Raw genomic sequence first — 18,012 nt, 5'->3', positions numbered from 1 at the left:
GTCAGTGGAAATCCCGGCTGGGGAACAGCTTCTTGGCCTGGTCCCGGGGGTGATGCGCCCGGGGGCGGTGGCGCGGCGGGCGCGGCGTGTCATCGGCGCGGGGGGCGGTGATGCCGATCAGGTGGTCCAGCGGATGGCCCAGATCGGCCAGACGGTGCGACAGATCCTCGATCCGCTCGGCGATCAGATGGGTGACGATGCCGCTGCGCTCGATCTTGCCGGTGATGCGCAGCAGGCGGCCATCCATGACCTCGCGGCGGTGACGGTCGAAGACCCGTCGCCAGACGACGATGTTCGACACCCCGGTCTCGTCCTCGAGCGTCAGGAAGACCACGCCCGAGGCGGTGCCGGGACGCTGGCGGGTGATGACGAGGCCGCAGACCGAGATCCGCCCGGTCGCGGTCATCAGCCCGGCATGGGGCGTCAGGCCGGGGATCGAGGCGCGCAGCAGCTCCATCGGATGGGCGCGCAGCGTCAGGCGGGTGGCCACGTAATCCTCGACCACCTCCTCGCCCAGATGCATCGTTGGCAGCGCCACCTGCGGCTCGGCCAGCCCCTCGCCATCGATCGGATCGGCGAACAGCGGCAGCGGCGCCGGCGCCCGGATCGCCTGCACCGCCCAGAGCGCGTCGCGCCGGCTGAGCCCCATGCCCGAGAAGGCATCGGCCTCGGCCAGCCGTTTCAGCGCGGCGGGCTGCAGGCCGGTCCTCAGCCACAGGGTTTCCGGGTCGGGATAGCCATTGCCGCGCATCGCCACGATCCGGTCGGCATCGGCCTCGCGGAAGCCCTTGATCTGGCGGAACCCCAGCCGCAGCGACAACTGCCCGTCGGCGCGGCGTTCCAGCATGTTGTCCCAATGGCTGTGATCGACGCAGGCGGGGCGGACCTCGACATCATGCTCGCGCGCGTCGCGCACGATCTGGGCCGGGGCATAGAAGCCCATCGGCTGGCTGTTCAGAAGGGCGCAGGCAAAGATCGCCGGGTGATGGCATTTCAGCCATGACGACACATAGGTCAGCATGGCGAAGGCGGCAGCATGGCTTTCGGGAAAGCCGTAATCGGCAAAGCCCTCGATCTGGCCGAAACAGCGTTCCGCCACCTCGGGGCTGTAGCCATTGGCGATCATGCCGGCGATGAACTTGTCCCGATGCTCGCCGATCGTGCCCATGCGCCGGAACGAGGCCAGCGAGCGGCGCAGCTTGTCGGCCTCTTCCGCCGTATAGCCGGCACCGACCTCGGCGATGCGCATGGCCTGTTCCTGAAACAGCGGCACGCCGAGGGTGCGGCGGGTGATTTCTTCCAGCGCCGGGCCAAAGGGCTCGGCCACCTCCAGCCCCTGACGGCGGCGGATATAGGGCTTGACCATGCCGCCCTGAATCGGGCCGGGCCGGACGATGGCGACCTCGATCACCAGGTCATAGAATTCGCGCGGCAGCATCCGTGGCAGGAAATTCATCTGCGCCCGGCTTTCGACCTGGAACACTCCCACCGCATCGGCCCGGCACAGCATGTCATAAGTCGACTTGTCGCCCTGAGGCACGCTGGCCAAGTTGTGCTCGATCCCCTCATGCTGGCCCAAGAGGCCAAAGGCCTTGCGGATGCAGGTCAGCATCCCGAGGCTCAGCACATCGACCTTGAGGATGTGCAGCGCGTCGATATCGTCCTTGTTCCATTCGATGCAGGTCCGATCGGCCATGGCCGCATTCTCGATCGGGCAGAGTTCGTCCAGCCGGCCACGGGTGATGACGAAGCCGCCGACATGCTGGCTGAGATGGCGCGGAAAGCCGATGATCTCGCGGATCAGGGTGACGGTCTGGGCCAGCCGGCGATCCTCGGGGTTCAGGCCGAGGGCGCGGATCTGTTCGGGATCGGCGCCGCTGTTCGAGATGCCCCAGATCAGTCCCGACAGGCTGGCGGTCACGTCCTGCGACAGGCCCATGACCTTGCCCACCTCGCGGATCGCCGCGCGCGAGCGGAAATGGATCACCGTGGCGCAAAGCCCGGCGCGGTCGCGGCTGTATTTCTGATAGATCCACTGGATCACCTCCTCGCGGCGCTCATGCTCGAAATCGACATCGATATCGGGCGGCTCGCCGCGATGGCGCGAGATGAAGCGTTCGAAGACCATATGGATCAGGTCGGGGCTGACATCGGTGATGCCAAGCGCCCAGCAGATGATCGAATTGGCCGCCGAGCCGCGCCCCTGGCACAGGATGCCCTGCGACCGGGCATGGGTCACGATGTCATGGACGGTCAGGAAATAGGGGGCATAGGTCATCTCGGCCACCAGCGTCAGTTCCTTCTCGGCCAGTTGCCGGTGACGCTCGGGCACCACGCCGCCCGGATTGCGATGGCGCAGCCCTTCGTGGACCAGCCGCTCCAGCCGCGCCTGCGGGGGTTCGTCCCCCTCGGCCTCGTCGGGATAGTCATAGCTGAGTTCGCCGAGATCAAAGCTGCAGCGGGCGGCGATCTCGAGCGTGCGGCGGATCGCGCCGGGGTGGCGGTGGTAAAGCCGCGCCATCTCGGCCGGGGTTTTCAGCCGGCGCTCGGCATTCATCAGCGCGCGGGTGCCGATCTGGTCGATGGTGATGTGGTGGCGCATGCAGGTCAGCACATCGGCCAGCGGGCGGCGGGCGGCGCGGTGCATCAGCACATCGCCCACCGCCACCATCGGCGTCGCCGCGCCAAGCGCCAGCCGGGCGCAGGCATCGAACCAGTCCTGATCCGAGCCGTCATAGCGCGGCGCCGCGCCCAGAAAGACATTGCGGGGATAGCGCCGACCAAGCCGCTGCAGCGGCGCCAGCGCCTCGGACAGGTCGGCAAGGGGCAGATCGGCGGGCGGCAGGGCGATCAGGATCATCCCCTGGCAGCCCTGTTCCAGATCAGTGAGCGTCAGGTGGCAATCGGCCTTGCCGGTCCGGCGCTTGCCAAGCGTCAAGAGCCGCGACAGCCGGGCATAGGCCGGGCGGTCCATCGGCAGGGCGAGCCAGTCGAGCGGGCCATCCTGCAACACCAGACGTGCGCCGACGATCAGTCGCGGCAGCTTGGTCTCGGCCGGCCCCGGCAGGTCTCGCGCCGCCCCGACCTCTTGCCGGGCGCTGGGGTCATAGCTGGTGGTCGAGCGGATGCGCAGCGCCTCGCCGCTTTTCTCGGCCAGATTGCGCAGCGCAGACCAGGCCCGGACCACGCCGGCCAGCGAGTTCCGATCGGTGATGGCGATGGCTTTCAGCCCCAGCTCCGCCGCGCGCAGCACCAGTTCCTCGGGATGCGAGGCGCCGGTCAGGAAGGTGAAATTCGAGGTGACGCCAAGCTCGGCATAGGCCGGCTCGGGCGGGGCGGGCTGTCCGGCGGGCGGTGCATCAGGAGGGGCAGGTGGAGGGGTCACGAAAACTCTCCCTGCACGAACCAGCCGGGGCGCTGCGGGGTATGGAACATCCACAGCCGCCGCCCCTGTTTCGTCTCGACCCGCCAGTAATCGCGGATGCCAGAACGCCAGTCCTGATCATCGCCCCACCATTCCGGCGCGATCCGTTCCGGGCCGGTGGCGCGGCCGGTGGTCAATTGCATCCGCCGCCAGCGGAACCGCTCGGGCGGGGTAGTGCCACGGGCGGTGACGGGTTCGGGCGGGAACAGGCGCAAGGGGCGAGGGCGCGGCGCGGACCAGTCGCGGCAGGCCGGCGCCTCGGTCGCCGGCACCAGCCGAAAGCTGCGCTCGGGGATATGGCTGTCCAGCGGCTGGAAGCGGCGGATCTGGTCCAGCCCGATGCGGGTGCCAATGCGGGTCAGCAGGTTGTCCAGCTGCTCGGGCTGGGCTGCCCGGCTGTCGCCGATCTGCTGCAAGGGCAGGGGTTCGACCAGCGTGGCCGCCAGCCGCAGCTGATCGATGCCGAAGCCCGCATCGACGCCCTCGACCATGCGGGCGAAGAGGGGCAGGATCCGCGCCGGATCACGCATCGCCACCGCCAGCCGCAAGGGCAGGACCTGGCTGTTCTGGTCAACCCGGCGCAGGGTCAGGCTCAGCGCCCGCGCCCCGGCCTCATGGGCCTTCAGCTTGACGCAGAGCGCCTGCAACAGCCGGTCCAGCCCGGCCATCACATCGGCGGTCAGCCCGATCGGCTCGGGCAGGGTCAGGCGGGTGGCGAAATGGGGTGGGTCGGACCATGGGGTGATCGCCTCGGGCTGGTGACCCATGGCCTGATCCAGCCGGGTCAGCAGGTCCTGGCCAAAGCGGCGGGCCAGGGGCGCGCGGGGGGCGCGGGCCAGCGCGCCGATGGTCGGCAGGCCAAGGCGCTGCAGGGCGGTGGTGGTCTCTGGATCGATCCGCAGGGCGGCGACCGGCAGGCCGTCCAGCGCCGCCGCCGTGGCGCCGGGGGCTGCGACACCCTGACCATGATGCGCCAGCGCCCAGGCCGCGCCGCGGCTGTCGGCCAGCCCCAGCCGCACCCCGATCCCGGCGCGGTCCAGCCGGGCGCGCATGTCGTCCAGCAGCGGCTCCTCGCCGCCGATGAGGTGCGCCGCGCCGGTGATGTCCAGCACCAGCCCGTCCTCGCCCTCCAGCCCGACCCAGGGGCAATAGCGCAGCGCCCATCGACGAAGCCCGGCCAGAAAGCGCAGATCCCCCGACGGATCGGCCGGCCGGGTCTGCAGCGCCGGGCAGAAGGCGCGGGCCTCGGCAAAGGGCATGAAGCGGCTCAGCCCCTGCGCCTCGGCCTGCCAGTTCAGGTCATAGAGACGCTCGGTATTGGCCTGTCGCAGGGTCAGCGCGAAGGGGGCATCAACCGCGCAAAGCCGCAGCGCCCGGTCGGAGGCCAACCGGGGAAACCACATCGAGACGATGCGCCGCTGCGTCCCATCGAACATGCCAGATTCCTAATGTTCCCTTTTTGTTCTTGATAATCTCCCATTGCATCAGAGTCGAGTCGGCGCTGCGTCCGGGATCGAAAACCGGGCTGCACTGCCAGCGCGTCTCGGCGGCATTGCTGCCCATGCCCTCGGGGATCAGGCACAGCCCGGTGGCACCGCCCGCCTTGGCGGCCAATTGCAGCCGCCGCCCCTCGCGCAGGTTCAGCGGCCGGGTCATCTCGGCCACGACCAGCGCGACCGCGCCATCCTTCAGCGCCTCCTCGGCAATGGCCAGCGTGTCGGTCTGGTTCGCCGTATCGGCCAAGAGCAGCCGGCCCGGATCGGTGAAGCTTGCCAGCCCGGCGGGATCCAGCCGGGCCGTCTGCCAGTCCTCGCTGATCCAGAGCAGCGGACCCGGCACCTGCGCGCAGGCGAGGATGGCAAAACCGGCCGCGCCCGGCCCGCTGGCTTCATGCACGCGGCCGGCAAGCAGGGGAAAGGGCAGGGATGCGGGCAGCGGCGCGGACATGGGCGGCGGGTTCTGACAGGGTGAATGGGAACAATAGCAGAACATTCCGATCCGGCAACGAGTCGTTCCGGTCGCGGCGATGACGCTTTCGTGGTTCGCCTCAGCCCTGCGCCTGCACGCCAGTCAGAAAACCTTCAAGGCAATCGCCGATGACCGAAACCTGATAGCCGCCTTCCTGCACCACGAGGATCGGCATGTCCAAGCTGCCGATGATCTCGCCCGCCGCACGGAAGGCGGGGGTGGTGACATGGACCATGCTCAGCGGGTCCTCGACATGGGTGTCATAGCCAAGCGCCACGACCAGCGCCTCTGCGCCAAAGCGCCGGACGGCCTCGACGCCCTGCGCCGTGGCGGCAAGGAAGGCGTCATCGCCACTGGCGGGCGGCAGCGGGATGTTCAGGTTGAAGCCCGCGCCCGCGCCATGGCCGGTCTCGTTCCCGCGCCCGGTGAAATAGGGGTAATACTGGTCGGGATCGACATGGGTCGAGACGGTCAGCACGTCGCCCCGGCGATAGAAGATCTCCTGCGTGCCGTCGCCGTGATGGGCGTCGATGTCCAGAACCGCGACCTTGCCGAAGGCCCCGCGCAGGCGTTCGGCGGCGATGGCCGCATTGTTCAGATAGCAGAAGCCCGAGGCCCGGTCGGCGCGGCAATGATGCCCGGACGGACGGCAAAGCGCATAGGCCAGCCGCTCGCCCTGGATCAGCGCATCGGCGCCCGCCGTGGCGGTATGGGCGGATCGCAGCGCCGAAGTCCAGGTCTGCGGACCGACCGGCACGGCCAGATCACCCAGATAATAGCCGGTCTGGGCCAGCAGGTGGCCCGACGGGCAGGGCGGCCGCGCCTCGCGCCCCGGATCACCGCTCCAATAGGGGAAGGTGTTGGGCAATACCTCCGGCCCGTGATCGGGCAGGTCGGTCCAGCGCGCATAGGCCGATTGCAGGTAGTCGAGATAATGCGGCGCATGAACCGCCTCGAGGAGCGCGCGGCTGTAATCCTGAGGCGCCTCCGGTATCACCCCCAGCCGGTCCAGCGCCCTCAAGAGCTCGCTGGTCCGCGCCGGCACATCGGTCGCCTTGGAGATGCGGCCGAAGCGCATGAACTGCTGCGGATCATGCAGCGCCTGATCGGGGTGATAGAATGCGCGCATCTGCGGCCTTTCCCGGTTGCGGCGTCAGACTGCCGCTTCGACCTCGCGCAGCGATTTGGCCGTGATCTCGAAGATCTCGTCGGCCTGCGCCTTGGTCAGGATCAGCGGCGGGCAGAAGGCCACGGTATCGCCCATGTTGCGCGAGATCAGCCCGTTCCGCTGCATCGCCACGTTCATCATGCCGCCCAGCTGGCTGACGGTCGTGACCGATTTCGTGGCTTTGTCATTCACCAGTTCCATCGCCGCGATCAGGCCGACGCCGCGCACCTCGCCAACCAGCGGGCTGTCGGCCAGCGTTGCCAGCCGGGCGCGCAGATGGGCGCCGACCTCGCGGGCATTCTCGACCAGCCCGCGCTCGCGGATGACAGCGAGGTTTTCCAGCGCCACCGCCGCACCAAGGGGATGGCCGCCGCCGGTATAGCCATGGCCGAAGGTGCCGATGCTGTTGCTTTCATCGGCGATGGGATCGAAGAAGCGATCATTCATCACGATGGCCGAGAAGGGCACGTAGCTCGAGGTGATCTGCTTGGACAGCACCATCACGTCGGGGCGGATGTCATAGGTGGTCGAGCCGAACATCTCGCCGGTCCGGCCAAAGCCGCAGATGACCTCGTCGGCGACGAAGAGGATGTCGTGCTTCGCCAGCACCGCCTGGATCTTCTCGAAATAGGTCTTCGGCGGCACCACGACACCGCCCGCGCCCATCACCGGCTCGGCCCAGAAGGCGGCGATGGTATCGGCGCCCTCGCGCTGGATCAGCGCCTCGAGTTCCTCGGCGCAGCGGGTGGCGAACTGTTCCTCGCTTTCGCCGTCGCGGCCGTCCTTCCAGTAATGCGGTGCCATGGTGTGGAAGATGCCCGGCAGCGGCAGATCGAAGGAGCGGTGGTTATAGGGCAGGCCGGTCAGGCTGGCCGCGGCAATGGTGACGCCGTGATAGCCGCGATGGCGCGAGATGACCTTGCGCTTGCCCGGCTTGCCAAGCGCATTGGCGCGATACCAGACCATCTTCAAGACGGTGTCATTCGCCTCGGAACCCGAATTGGTGAAGAACACCTTGCTCATCGGCACCGGCGCGATCTCGACCAGCTGATCGGCCAGATCGATCGCGGGGCCGTGGCTCTTGTGGCCGAAATTGTGATAATAAGGCAGCTTCGCCGCCTGATCGCTGAGCGCCTTCAACAGGCGCGGCTCGTTGAAGCCGACGCCCACGCTCCACAGCCCGGACATGCCCTCGATGTAACGCTTGCCGGCATTGTCGAAGACATGGATGCCCTCGCCGCGCTCGATGATCATCGGGCCGATTTCCTGATGCCGGCGGGCATTGGTGTAGCCGTGGAAATGGTGGGCGATGTCACGGGCTTCGGGGGTGTCGCCGAAATTGTTCATCTCGTTCATCTCAAGCATCCTCAGCATGTCTCGGGGGATAGACCTGTTTCCGGCGTGCCATTCTGTCGCAGTCCGGTAAAGCCCCTGCTTGCGCGGGTGGGTATCTCTGTGCTTGACCAAAGTTTGACGATTCTCAAACCAAAGCGCAAGGAAGCCGCAGATGCAGCCGCTTGGCCGGGCCTTTCGGGGCAATCTGTCAAACACCGACATCGCCAGCCTGCGCGAATTCGTCGAGATCGTCGAGGCGGGCGGGCTGACCGCGGCGCAGGCGCGCCTCGGCAAGGGCAAGTCGGCGATCAGCCTGACGCTGGGGCGGCTGGAGGAACGGCTGGCGATGCGGCTCTGCGAGCGCGGGCGTTCGGGCTTCCGGCTGACCGAGCAGGGGCAGATGGTCCATTCCGCCGCCCTGCAGCTTCTGGACGAGATCGGGCGCTTCAACGATTTCATCGGCGCGGCCACCCAGAAGCTGGAGGACGAGATCTCGTTCTTCTGCGATGACAGCTTTCTGTACGAGTTCGGCGATCCCTTGGCCCGCGCCATCGCCCGGATCAGCGACCGCTTTCCCGGGGTGAAGCTGAACCTGCGCACCACCTCGCCCGATCATGTCTGTGCCGCGGTGCTGGAAGGCTCGGCCGACCTGGGCCTGACCGCGCTGAGCCGGCACAGCGAGGCGCTGGCCGCCGTCCCGGTCTTTGACGAGCGCATGGGGATCTTCTGCGGCAGGGATCATCCGCTGTTTGCCCGCGCCGGCGAGAGACTGTCGCCTGATGATCTGCGCGGACACGGCTTTGTTGCGGCCGAGGTGACGCAGGAGGAGGGTTATTCGGATTTTGTCAGTGGCCTGTCGATCACCGCGCGCGCGCCGACCATCCTGGCACGGATGTTCCTGGTCCTGTCCTCGCGCTACCTGGGGCTGATGCCCCTCGCCTTCGCCCGGACATGGGTGGCGAATGGCGATATCCGCGAACTGTCGGTCGATGGCGCCCGGATGGTAAACAGCTGCTCGCTGATCCACCGCAAGGCGCGGCCTCTGGGCATCGGGGCCGGCATCCTGCACGGCATGATCCTGGCCGAGTTTCGCGGCGCCGGCGGCTGAGGCCCGTCAGGTCGCCACGGCCGAGGCGACGAAGATCATGTGACGGCGCACCGCATCGCCGGCGGCGTCGGGGTCATTGCTGGCAATCGCCTCGAAGATCTTCTGGTGCTGCGCGCCCAGTTCGCCGATCATCTCGGGCACGTTGGTCTTGACCCGGCGTTCGCGCCAGCCGGCCTCGCGGCGCATCCCCCGCACGAGGTCATAGATTTCGAGGAACAGCGGGTTCTGCGACAGTTCGGCGATGCGATAATGGAACACCTCGTCGGCGCGGTCATACTCCGCCGGGTCGCGCGCCTCGCGGGTGCGGCGCATCAGCGCCTCGAGCTGCACCAGGTCGTCACGGTCGGCATGGATCGCGGCCAGCTGCGCCAGACGCGGTTCAAGCTGCAGGCGCACGTCCATCAGCTGATCAAGGCTGACCCGCCCGGCCAGCAGCCGATGACGGTCCTTGTCGGGATGGGGGGCCGGGGTGACGAAGGTGCCCTGACCGTGGCGGCGGAAGACCGCGCCCTGATGCTGCAATTCGTCCAGCGCCAGCCGCAGTCGGCGGCGCGGCACGTCCAGCAGTTCGGCCATGCTGCGCTCGGGCGGCAGGCGGCCGCCATCCTTCTCGGCAGCCTTCCTCAGCAGCGGGCGCAGGGTTTCGATCAGGTCCGAGATGTCGTCGCGAAGTGCGGGCATGGGGTGATGGCTAAACAGGTCGTTGGATCTACCCCGCGAGGATAACAACAGAAATCCATCAAAAGCCAGCGGCTGTGCTTCGGGCAGGGCACAGCCGCTGCGTTAGGACTGGCCCGTTCCGTTCGTCACGCGCTGACGAAGTCCCGCACGAAGGCCGAAGCCGGGCGGGCACGAATGTCCTGCGGCTTGCCGATCTGCTCGATCCGGCCCATCGACATGACCACCACGAGATCGGCCAGTTCCATCGCCTCTTCCTGATCATGGGTCACGAAAACCGTGGTCAGTCCGGTCTCGTCATGAATGTCGCGCAGGCCCTGACGCAGCTCCTTGCGGACCTTGGCATCCAGGGCGCCGAAGGGTTCATCCAGAAGCAGCATCCGCGGCTCGATCGCCAGCGCGCGGGCCAGTGCGACGCGCTGGCGCTGGCCACCGGACAGTTGGCTGGGATAGCGGTGGCCGATCTCCGGCAGCTGGATCAGGTCCAGAAGCTTCGTCACCCGCCGGGTGATCTCGGCCTTGGGCGGGCGGCTGGCGCGGGGGCGGGCCTTCAGGCCATAGGCGATGTTCTCGAACACGGTCATGTGCCGGAAGAGCGCATAGGACTGGAACACGAAGCCCGCGCGGCGGTCCTGCACGGTCAGGCCGGTGGCGTCCTGCCCGTTGAACAGCACCCGCCCCGAGGTCGGAAATTCCAGCCCGCCGAGGATGCGCAAGAGCGTGGTCTTGCCCGAGCCCGAAGGCCCCAGCAGCGCCACCAGCGCCCCCGAGGGGATGGCCAGCGAGACCGGATGAAGCGCCGTCGACCGGCCGAACTCCTTCGAGATTTCGTCGATTTCGATATCCATGATGATGTCCCTGATGGCGTCCTTAGTGACGGCGGGTTGAGGCAAGCTGATCGGCATGGCGGATCTCCAGCGCGGTTTTCAGCAAGAGGGTGACAAGGGCGAGAAGGGTCAGGACGGCGGCCATGCTGAAGGCCGCGACCGAGAGATATTCGTTGTAGAGCATCTCGATGGTGATCGGCATGGTCGCGGTCTGGCCGCGGATCTTGCCCGAAACGACGGCGACGGCGCCGAACTCACCCATGGCGCGGGCGTTACACAGAAGCACCCCGTAAAGCAGCGCCCACCGGATATTCGGCAGGGTGACGGTCCAGAAGGTCCGCCAGCCCGAGGCGCCAAGGGTCAGCGCGGCTTCCTCTTCGGCGCGGCCCTGTTCGATCATCACCGGGATCAACTCGCGGGCGACGAAGGGGAAGGTGATGAACATGGTCGCCAGCACGATGCCGGGCAGGGCGAAGACGATGGGATAGCCGTTGGCGACCAGCCAGCCGCCGACCAGGCTGTTGGTCCCGAACATCAGCACGATGCAGAGGCCCGCGACCACCGGAGAGACCGAAAAGGGTAGATCGATCAAGGTGATGAGGAAGGCTTTTCCACGAAAATCGAACTTGGTGATGAACCATGCAGCGGCGATTCCGAAGGCCGCGTTCAACGGCACGGCGATGGCGGCGATCATCAGCGTCAGCCGGATCGCCGATTGCGCATCGCGGTTGCCAAGACTTGCGATGGCGGCCTTCCATCCTTGCGCCAGCGCCTCGGCGAAGACCGCGATCAGCGGCGCAGCAACAAGGATGCCGAGGCCCAGCACGGCAAGGCCGATCAGGGCCCAACGGGCCAGCGGGGCTTCCTCGGTGGCAGAACGGAACTTGCTCGTGGTTGCATCAGACATAGCCAATCCTCCGGCGGCTCCAGACCTGGATGAGGTTGATGACCAGAAGGATCGCGAAGCTGATCAGCAGCATGGCGATGCCGATGGCCGTGGCGGCGTCATAGTTGAATTCCTCAAGCTGGATGACGATCAGCAGGGGCGCGATCTCGGTCTTCAGCGGGATGTTCCCGGCGATGAAGATGACGCTGCCATATTCGCCCACGGCGCGGGCCAGTGAGAGCGCGAAGCCGGTCAGCGCGGCGGGCATCAGCATCGGCAGGATCACCCGGCGCAGGGTGTGGAAGCGGCTGGCGCCGAGCGTGGCCGAGGCTTCTTCCACCTCGCGCTCGATCTCTTCGACCACCGGCTGGACCGTGCGGCTGACGAAGGGCAGGCCGACGAAGATCAGCGCAATGAAGATGCCCCATTGCGTATAGGCGATCTTCCAGCCGACCGCTGCCGCCAGCGAACCGAAAGGCCCGTTCGGGGCGTAAAGCGCGGTCAGGGCAATCCCGGCGACGGCGGTCGGCAGGGCGAAGGGCAGGTCAACCGCCGCGTCGAGGATGCGTCGGCCCGGAAAGCGATAGCGCACCAGCACCCAGGCCAGCATCACGCCGAAGACCAGATTGAACAGCGCCGCGAAGAAGGACAGCCGGAAGGACAGGAACAGCGCCGCCCAGATACGTTCGCGATTCACCGTCTCCCAGATATTGCCGGCGCCGAAGGCGGCGCCCTTCAGCAGAAGGGCGCCGATGGGCAGAAGCACGACCAGGGACAGCATCATCAGGGTGATCCCCATGCTGAGGCCAAGGCCGGGCATGGGGGAGCGGTGGATCAGGGGGCTGCGCATCCCGGGTCTCACTTCGGCACATAGATCTGGTCAAAGATGCCGCCGTCACCGAAATGCTCGGGCTGCGCCTTGGACCAGCCGCCGAAATGGTCGATGCCGACCAGTTCCAGCTTGGGGAAACGTGCCACGTCCTCGGGGTTGGCGGCGGAATCGTCCCAGGCCCGGTAGAAATGCTTGTAGGCCAGCGCCTGCCCCTCGGGCGAATAGAGGAAGTTCAGATAGCCGTCGGCCAGCTTGCGCTGCTCGTCGTTCTTGATGTTGCCTTCCACCAGCGCCACCGGCGGCTCGGCCAGCACGCTGACCGAGGGCACGATGATGTCGAACTGATCCTCGCCCAGTTCCTTCAGCGCCAGATAGGCCTCGTTCTCCCAGGCCAGCAGCACGTCACCGATACCACGCTGCGCGAAGGTCGTGGTCGAACCGCGCGCGCCGCTGTCCAGCACCGGCACGTTCTTGAACAGTTTGCCGACGAACTCCTGCGGGTCCTGCCCGTTCTTCTCGGCCCAGGCCCAGGCCGCGAGATAGTTCCAGCGCGCCCCGCCCGAGGTTTTCGGATTGGGGGTGATGACCTCGACGCCCTCGTTGACCAGATCGCCCCAGTCGGTGAGGCCCTTCGGATTACCCTCGCGCACCAGAAAAACGATGGTTGAGGTATAGGGCGACGAGTTGTGCGGCAGCTTCGATTGCCAGTCCGCCGGCAGCTTGCCCGCCTCGGCGATCTTGTCGATGTCCGAGGCCAGGGCCAGCGTCACCACCTGCGCATCCAGCCCGTCGATCACCGCGCGGGCCTGCGCGCCCGAGCCGCCATGGCTGGCCTCGATGGTCGGCGCCTCGTTGCCCTGATCGGTCCACCATTTCGCAAAGACCTCGTTGAACTCGCGATACAGCTCGCGGGTCGGGTCATAGCTGACATTCAGCAGAGTTTCAGCATGGACCGGGGCGGGGGCAGCGCCGAGACCGATCAGGGCGAGGGCCAGCGCCGACAAGGTGCCGCGCAGGCTGCTGCCGCCGGTCAGGACGGTGAGGCGACGGGCTGCGGCGATCGGCTCTTGCGCGGAGGGGGGGCCGGCAAGGGGGGGCGTGACGAACATGAACTTCTCCTTGGGTGACTGCGATGGGTGCAGCCGGGTGTTGGGTGCGGCGCAGGTCTGCTGTCCTCCGCCTCTATTCACCGTAATAACGACAGGAGAAGTCGAGTATTGCAACAGAAAATTCACGGCTAATTTGGTCGTGAAAAGAGAAGATCCTTCTCCATCGAACGGGCCGGGTGGTCGATTGACGGGCAGGCGATGCGCAAAAATATCGCGTTGAAACAAGGCCGAACTTCGGGCACGCCAAGATAGACGATAAATTTGATAGACATTTTATTCGAATGGTGCATCCTCTGCATCGCAACCGAGTGCCCCGGAAAGGCTGCGACTGCGATGACAGACCTGGACCTGATCGACCGCAAGATCGTCACCGAGCTGATGAACGATGCCACCCTGCCGATCGCCCAGATCGCCGACAAGGCCGGTCTGTCGCAGACGCCCTGCTGGAAGCGCATCCAGAAGCTGGAAAGCGCCGGCATCCTGACCGGGCGGGTGGCGCTGGCCGATCCGGCCAAGCTGGGCTTCGGGCTGACGGTTTTCGTCGGCATCGAGGCGGCGGACCACTCGGCCGAGTGGCGCGAGGCTTTCGGGCGCGCGGTGGCTGCGATCCCGGAGATCATGGAGGTCTATCGCATGGCCGGCGAGATGGATTATCTGCTGCGCGTCGCGATCTCGGACATGTCGGCCTTCGACGGGCTTTACAAGCGGTTGACCGATGCGGTGGTGCTGAAGAACGTCACATCGCATTTCGCCATGGAGCGGATGAAGTTCACCACCGCCTATCCGGTCGACACGCTCAATCGCTGAGGCGCAGGGGCGACCTGTGCGGCGGTGACGGCCGTGGCGGCGATGATGTCCTCGACCGAGGCGCCGCGCGACAGGTCATTGGCGGGGCGGGCGAGGCCCTGCAGGATCGGGCCGATGGCCGTCAGCCCGCCGAGGCGTTGGGCGATCTTGTAGCCGATATTGCCCGAGGCGAGATCGGGGAAGATGAACACGTTCGGACGGCCCGAGAGCCGGCTGCCCGGCGCCTTTTTCGCGCGGATCGCATCGTCCAGCGCGGCGTCGAACTGCAACTCGCCATCGACCTCGAGATCGGGATCGGCGGCGCGGATCAGGGCAAGTGCCTCGCGGATCTTGCCAAGGCTGTGATGATCGGCAGAGCCGGCGGTGGAAAAGCTGAGCAGGGCAACCCGCGGCGTTTCGCCCAGCAACTGCTGGCAGGATGCAGCTGCCGAGCGGGCGATTCCGGCGAGTTCTTTCGCATCTGGATCGATGATCAGCCCGCAATCGGCGAAGATCATCCCGCCCTTGATCGGGGCCGAGGGGCCGCAGGAGAGCATCAGGAAAAAGCTCGAGACCAGCGCCGCATCGGGCGCGCGGCCGATCACTTGCAGGGCGGCGCGGACGGTGTCAGCGGTGGTCGCCACGGCGCCGCCAACGGTGCCATCGGCCTGACCCAGGTGCACCCGCATTGCCGCCTGACGGATCGGGTCGCGCATCTCGGCCAGCGCGCGTTCGGCGGTCATGCCCTTCTTCGCGCGCTGCTGGTGCCAGTGCTCGGAAAGCTCCACGAGATCAGGGGCTTCGGACGGGTTCAGCGCGGTGACGCCGGGCAGGTCGGGGCCGTTCATCAGCGTGATCTGCGCCAGCCCTTCAGAGACCAGCCGGGCGGCGGCTTCGGCGACGCGGGGATCATCGCCCTCGGGCAGGATGATGTGGCGCGGCGCGCTGCGGGCGGTCTCGAAGATGCGGTCGAGCGGTTTCATGGCAGGGGCCTTTCAAGGAAGGGGCCAATCTGGGGGCGGCGGCGTCAGCCGAGGAAATGCAGGCCGGTGACGACGAAGCCGCCAAGGAAGATGGTTTCGGCGACCAGCAGCAGGATCGCGCCGGTGCCGACCTCGAGCATCCGCGCCAGCGAGGTCTTGATGCCAACGGCCGCGATGGCAATGAGCAGCGCCCAACGGCTGAGCGCACCGGCGGCATCGGCCACCACCTGCGGGATCAGGCCGAAGGAATTGGCCGCCGCCAGCACCAGGAAGCCGATGACGAAGCCCGGCAGCAGCGGCGGTTTCTTGCCCTGGCTGAGATCGGCCAGACCCATCTGCCGGATGGCCAGCGAGAAGCACAGCACCACCGGCGCCAGCATCGACACCCGGATCAGCTTGACCAGCGTGGCGGTCTCGCCAGCCTCGGGGCTGATCGAGAAGCCCGCGCCGACCACCTGCGCCACGTCATGGATGGTACCGCCGAGGAACACCCCGGCATCGCGGTCATCCAGATGAAAGACCTGCGCGATCATCGGGTAAAGCACCATGGCGACGGTCGAGAGCACGGTGACCGAGAGCACGGTGAAGACCAGGTCGCGTTCGGATTTCTCGTGCTTGGGCAGCACGGCGGCGATGGCCATGGCGGCCGAGGCACCGCAGATCGCCACCGAGCCGCCGGTCAAGAGCGCGAAGCGCCAGCTGCGCCCGACGAAGCGCGTCACCAGAAGCGCGAAGCCGATGGTCAGCACCACCCCGGCGATGACCAGCGCAATGGCCGGGCCGCCCAGTTCGGCCAGCATCTCGACGCTGATCCGCGCGCCCAACAGCGCCACGCCAAGGCGCAGCACGGTGCGGGCGGTGAACTCGATCCCCGGCGCGGTACGGGTGCCCTCTTCGGCGAGGAAGTTCAGCGCCAGCCCCAAGAGCAGCGCCAGCAGCATGGCCGGGGCGCCGTAATGCTCGGACAGGAATTGCGCGCTGACGGCGACGAGCACCGAGATGGCAAAGCCGGGAAAGAAGGGCTTGAGGGTCTCGATCTTCGGCAGACGCATGTCGATGCTGGCCATGGAAATCTCCTGCAGGATCATTGCCCGGCGGCAGGTGCGCCGCCGGGCAGAGGCTTGGTCAGGCCGCGCCTTTTTGCGGGCGCATGTCGCTGGCGCTGATCCCGGCGACACTGACGGGCTTCTTCATCGCATCGCGGCGGAAGGGCTCGCCCAGTTCCTGGTTCAGCAGAACCTCGATGAAGGTGGTTTCGCCCGACTTCATCTGGCGATCAACCGCCTCGTGCAGCGCATGGGTCAGTTCCTCGGTCGAGCTGACCTGAACGCCGTGGACCCCGCAGGCCCGGGCGATGCCGGCATAGGAGGTATCGCGGTCCAGTTCGGTGCCGACGAAGTTGTTCGAATACCACAGCGTCGTGTTGCGCTTTTCCGCGCCCCACTGGTAGTTGCGGAAGATCACCATGGTGATCGCCGGCCAGTCGTCGCGGCCACAGGCGGTCATCTCGTTCATCGAGATGCCGAAGGCGCCGTCACCGGCAAAGCCGATCACCGGGGTCTCCGGATTGCCGATCTTGGCGCCGAGGATCGAGGGGAAGCCATAGCCGCAGGGACCGAAGAGGCCCGGCGCAAGGTATTTCCGGCCCTTCTCGAAGGCGGGATAGGCATTGCCGATGGCGCAGTTATTGCCGATATCCGACGACACGATCGCCTCGGCCGGCACCGCCTGCATGATCGCCCGCCACGCCTGACGCGGCGACATCAGCCCGGCATCACGGGTGCGGGCCTCGGCATTCCATTCGGTGCCGGGATCGTCCTGCTCGTGATCGAGGCTCGACAGCTCCTGCGCCCAACGCGATTTTGTCTGGCTGATCAGCGTCTTGCGATCAGCCCGGCCGGCATCTCCGGCACCCGGCGAAAGCTGCGCCAGAATGCCACGCGCGACCTTGGCCGCATCGCCCTGGATGCCCACGGTGACCTTCTTGGTCAGCCCGATCCGGTCGGCATTGATATCGACCTGGATGATCTTGGCCTCTTTCGGCCAATAATCGATGCCATAGCCGGGCAGGGTCGAGAACGGGTTCAAGCGGGTGCCAAGCGCCAGAACCACATCGGCCTTGGCGATCAGCTCCATCGCCGCCTTCGAGCCATTGTAGCCGAGGGGGCCAACAGCCAGCGGATGCGAGCCGGGGAAACTGTCATTGTGCTGGTAGTTCGAGGCGACCGGGGCATCCAGACGCTCGGCCAGTTTCGCCAGATCCGGGATCGCGCCGGACAGAACCACGCCCGCGCCCGAGAGGATCACCGGGAACTTCGCTTCGCTCAGCAGCTTGGCGGCTTCGGCCACCGCCTCCTCGCCGCCCGAGGGGCGTTCGAAGGCCACGACCTGCGGCAGGTCCACGTCGATGACTTGCGTCCACATGTCGCGCGGGATGTTCATCTGCGCCGGGGCCGAGTTGCGCCAGGCCTGCATGATGACGCGGTTCAGCACCTCGGGGATGCGCGAGGCGTCGCGCACTTCCTCCTGATAGCAGACGCTGTCGGCAAACAGCCGCATCTGCTCCATCTCCTGGAAACCGCCCTGGCCGATGGTCTTGTTGGCGGCCTGCGGGGTCACCAGCAGCAGCGGCGTGTGGTTCCAGTAGGCGGTCTTGATCGGGGTGACAAAGCCGGTGACGCCGGGGCCGTTCTGTGCGATGGCCATCGACATCTTGCCGGTCGAGCGGGTGAAGCCATCGGCCATCAGCCCGGCATTGGTTTCATGCGCGCAGTCCCAGAAGGTGATCCCGGCCTTGGGGAAGAGGTCCGAGACGGGCATCATCGCCGACCCGATGATGCCGAAGGCATGCTCGATGCCGTGCATCTGCAGGACTTTGACGAAGGCTTCTTCAGTGGTCATTTTCATC

15 protein-coding genes are annotated in these 18,012 nt (G+C 66.8%); 2 read left to right on the top strand and 13 right to left on the bottom strand.

From position 1 onward, the window contains the following. Position 1: 1 nt before the first annotated feature. The 5 genes from CX676_RS08780 to CX676_RS08760 all read right to left on the bottom strand — a co-directional run bounded on the left by CX676_RS08780 (position 2) and on the right by CX676_RS08760 (position 7,907). On the bottom strand, positions 2–3,385 hold the full coding sequence (locus CX676_RS08780; RefSeq protein WP_101752276.1) for an error-prone DNA polymerase: 3,384 nt from the start codon (positions 3,383–3,385) through the stop codon (positions 2–4). After that, complete coding sequence (locus CX676_RS08775; RefSeq protein ID WP_101752275.1) at positions 3,382–4,860, bottom strand: Y-family DNA polymerase; 1,479 nt, start codon at positions 4,858–4,860, stop codon at positions 3,382–3,384. Before CX676_RS08775 ends, CX676_RS08780 begins: the two co-directional genes overlap by 4 nt. Next, a complete protein-coding gene (locus CX676_RS08770) occupies positions 4,775–5,371 on the bottom strand; it encodes an ImuA family protein (RefSeq protein WP_101752274.1) in 597 nt (198 codons plus the stop codon). The genes CX676_RS08775 and CX676_RS08770 overlap by 86 nt, the downstream gene beginning before the upstream one ends. A gap of 100 nt (positions 5,372–5,471) precedes the next feature. After that, complete coding sequence (locus tag CX676_RS08765; RefSeq protein ID WP_101752273.1) at positions 5,472–6,521, bottom strand: histone deacetylase family protein; 1,050 nt, start codon at positions 6,519–6,521, stop codon at positions 5,472–5,474. A gap of 24 nt (positions 6,522–6,545) precedes the next feature. Continuing rightward, positions 6,546–7,907 (bottom strand): aspartate aminotransferase family protein, encoded by a 1,362-nt coding sequence (locus tag CX676_RS08760; protein ID WP_198590341.1) that lies wholly within the window; start codon positions 7,905–7,907, stop codon positions 6,546–6,548. Positions 7,908–8,067: 160 nt separating this feature from the next. Here CX676_RS08760 and CX676_RS08755 point away from each other — a divergent pair, with 160 nt between their 5' ends. Then, the gene (locus tag CX676_RS08755; RefSeq protein ID WP_101752272.1) at positions 8,068–9,003 is read left to right on the top strand and encodes a LysR family transcriptional regulator; all 936 of its coding nucleotides are present in this window, start codon (positions 8,068–8,070) and stop codon (positions 9,001–9,003) included. A gap of 6 nt (positions 9,004–9,009) precedes the next feature. On the opposite strand, the gene CX676_RS08750 is transcribed toward CX676_RS08755, so the two are convergent. From CX676_RS08750 to CX676_RS08730, 5 genes are all read right to left on the bottom strand, one after another. Next, on the bottom strand, positions 9,010–9,684 hold the full coding sequence (locus CX676_RS08750) for a FadR/GntR family transcriptional regulator (RefSeq protein WP_101752271.1): 675 nt from the start codon (positions 9,682–9,684) through the stop codon (positions 9,010–9,012). A 125-nt stretch (positions 9,685–9,809) separates the two neighbouring features. Continuing rightward, positions 9,810–10,529, bottom strand: a complete 720-nt coding sequence (locus CX676_RS08745; protein WP_101752270.1) for a sulfate/molybdate ABC transporter ATP-binding protein — start codon at positions 10,527–10,529, stop codon at positions 9,810–9,812. Positions 10,530–10,551: 22 nt separating this feature from the next. Then, on the bottom strand, positions 10,552–11,415 hold the full coding sequence (gene cysW / locus CX676_RS08740; protein ID WP_101752269.1) for a sulfate ABC transporter permease subunit CysW: 864 nt from the start codon (positions 11,413–11,415) through the stop codon (positions 10,552–10,554). Next, positions 11,408–12,244, bottom strand: a complete 837-nt coding sequence (gene cysT, locus CX676_RS08735; protein WP_101752268.1) for a sulfate ABC transporter permease subunit CysT — start codon at positions 12,242–12,244, stop codon at positions 11,408–11,410. Before cysT ends, cysW begins: the two co-directional genes overlap by 8 nt. A gap of 8 nt (positions 12,245–12,252) precedes the next feature. Further along, entirely contained in the window at positions 12,253–13,335 is a 1,083-nt protein-coding gene (locus tag CX676_RS08730) for a sulfate ABC transporter substrate-binding protein (RefSeq protein WP_101752267.1), read from the bottom strand. A 333-nt stretch (positions 13,336–13,668) separates the two neighbouring features. Between CX676_RS08730 and CX676_RS08725 the strand changes: the two genes are divergently transcribed. Further along, complete coding sequence (locus CX676_RS08725) at positions 13,669–14,142, top strand: Lrp/AsnC family transcriptional regulator (RefSeq protein WP_101752266.1); 474 nt, start codon at positions 13,669–13,671, stop codon at positions 14,140–14,142. Here CX676_RS08725 and pta read toward each other — a convergent pair. The 3 genes from pta to xsc are packed head-to-tail and all read right to left on the bottom strand — an operon-like array spanning position 14,115 to position 18,011. Continuing rightward, on the bottom strand, positions 14,115–15,104 hold the full coding sequence (gene pta, locus CX676_RS08720; RefSeq protein WP_101752265.1) for a phosphate acetyltransferase: 990 nt from the start codon (positions 15,102–15,104) through the stop codon (positions 14,115–14,117). The two genes, CX676_RS08725 and pta, sit on opposite strands and share 28 nt — an antisense overlap. Positions 15,105–15,148: 44 nt before the next feature. Further along, the gene (locus CX676_RS08715) at positions 15,149–16,171 is read right to left on the bottom strand and encodes a YeiH family protein (RefSeq protein WP_232816628.1); all 1,023 of its coding nucleotides are present in this window, start codon (positions 16,169–16,171) and stop codon (positions 15,149–15,151) included. A 58-nt stretch (positions 16,172–16,229) separates the two neighbouring features. Next, the gene (gene xsc / locus CX676_RS08710; protein ID WP_101752264.1) at positions 16,230–18,011 is read right to left on the bottom strand and encodes a sulfoacetaldehyde acetyltransferase; all 1,782 of its coding nucleotides are present in this window, start codon (positions 18,009–18,011) and stop codon (positions 16,230–16,232) included. Position 18,012 lies beyond the last annotated feature (1 nt).

It is taken from the genome of Paracoccus zhejiangensis, assembly GCF_002847445.1.
Lineage (GTDB): Bacteria > Pseudomonadota > Alphaproteobacteria > Rhodobacterales > Rhodobacteraceae > Paracoccus > Paracoccus zhejiangensis.
Note: the sequence above shows the minus strand (reverse complement) of the source record. Positions and strands in the feature narration are given on the sequence as shown.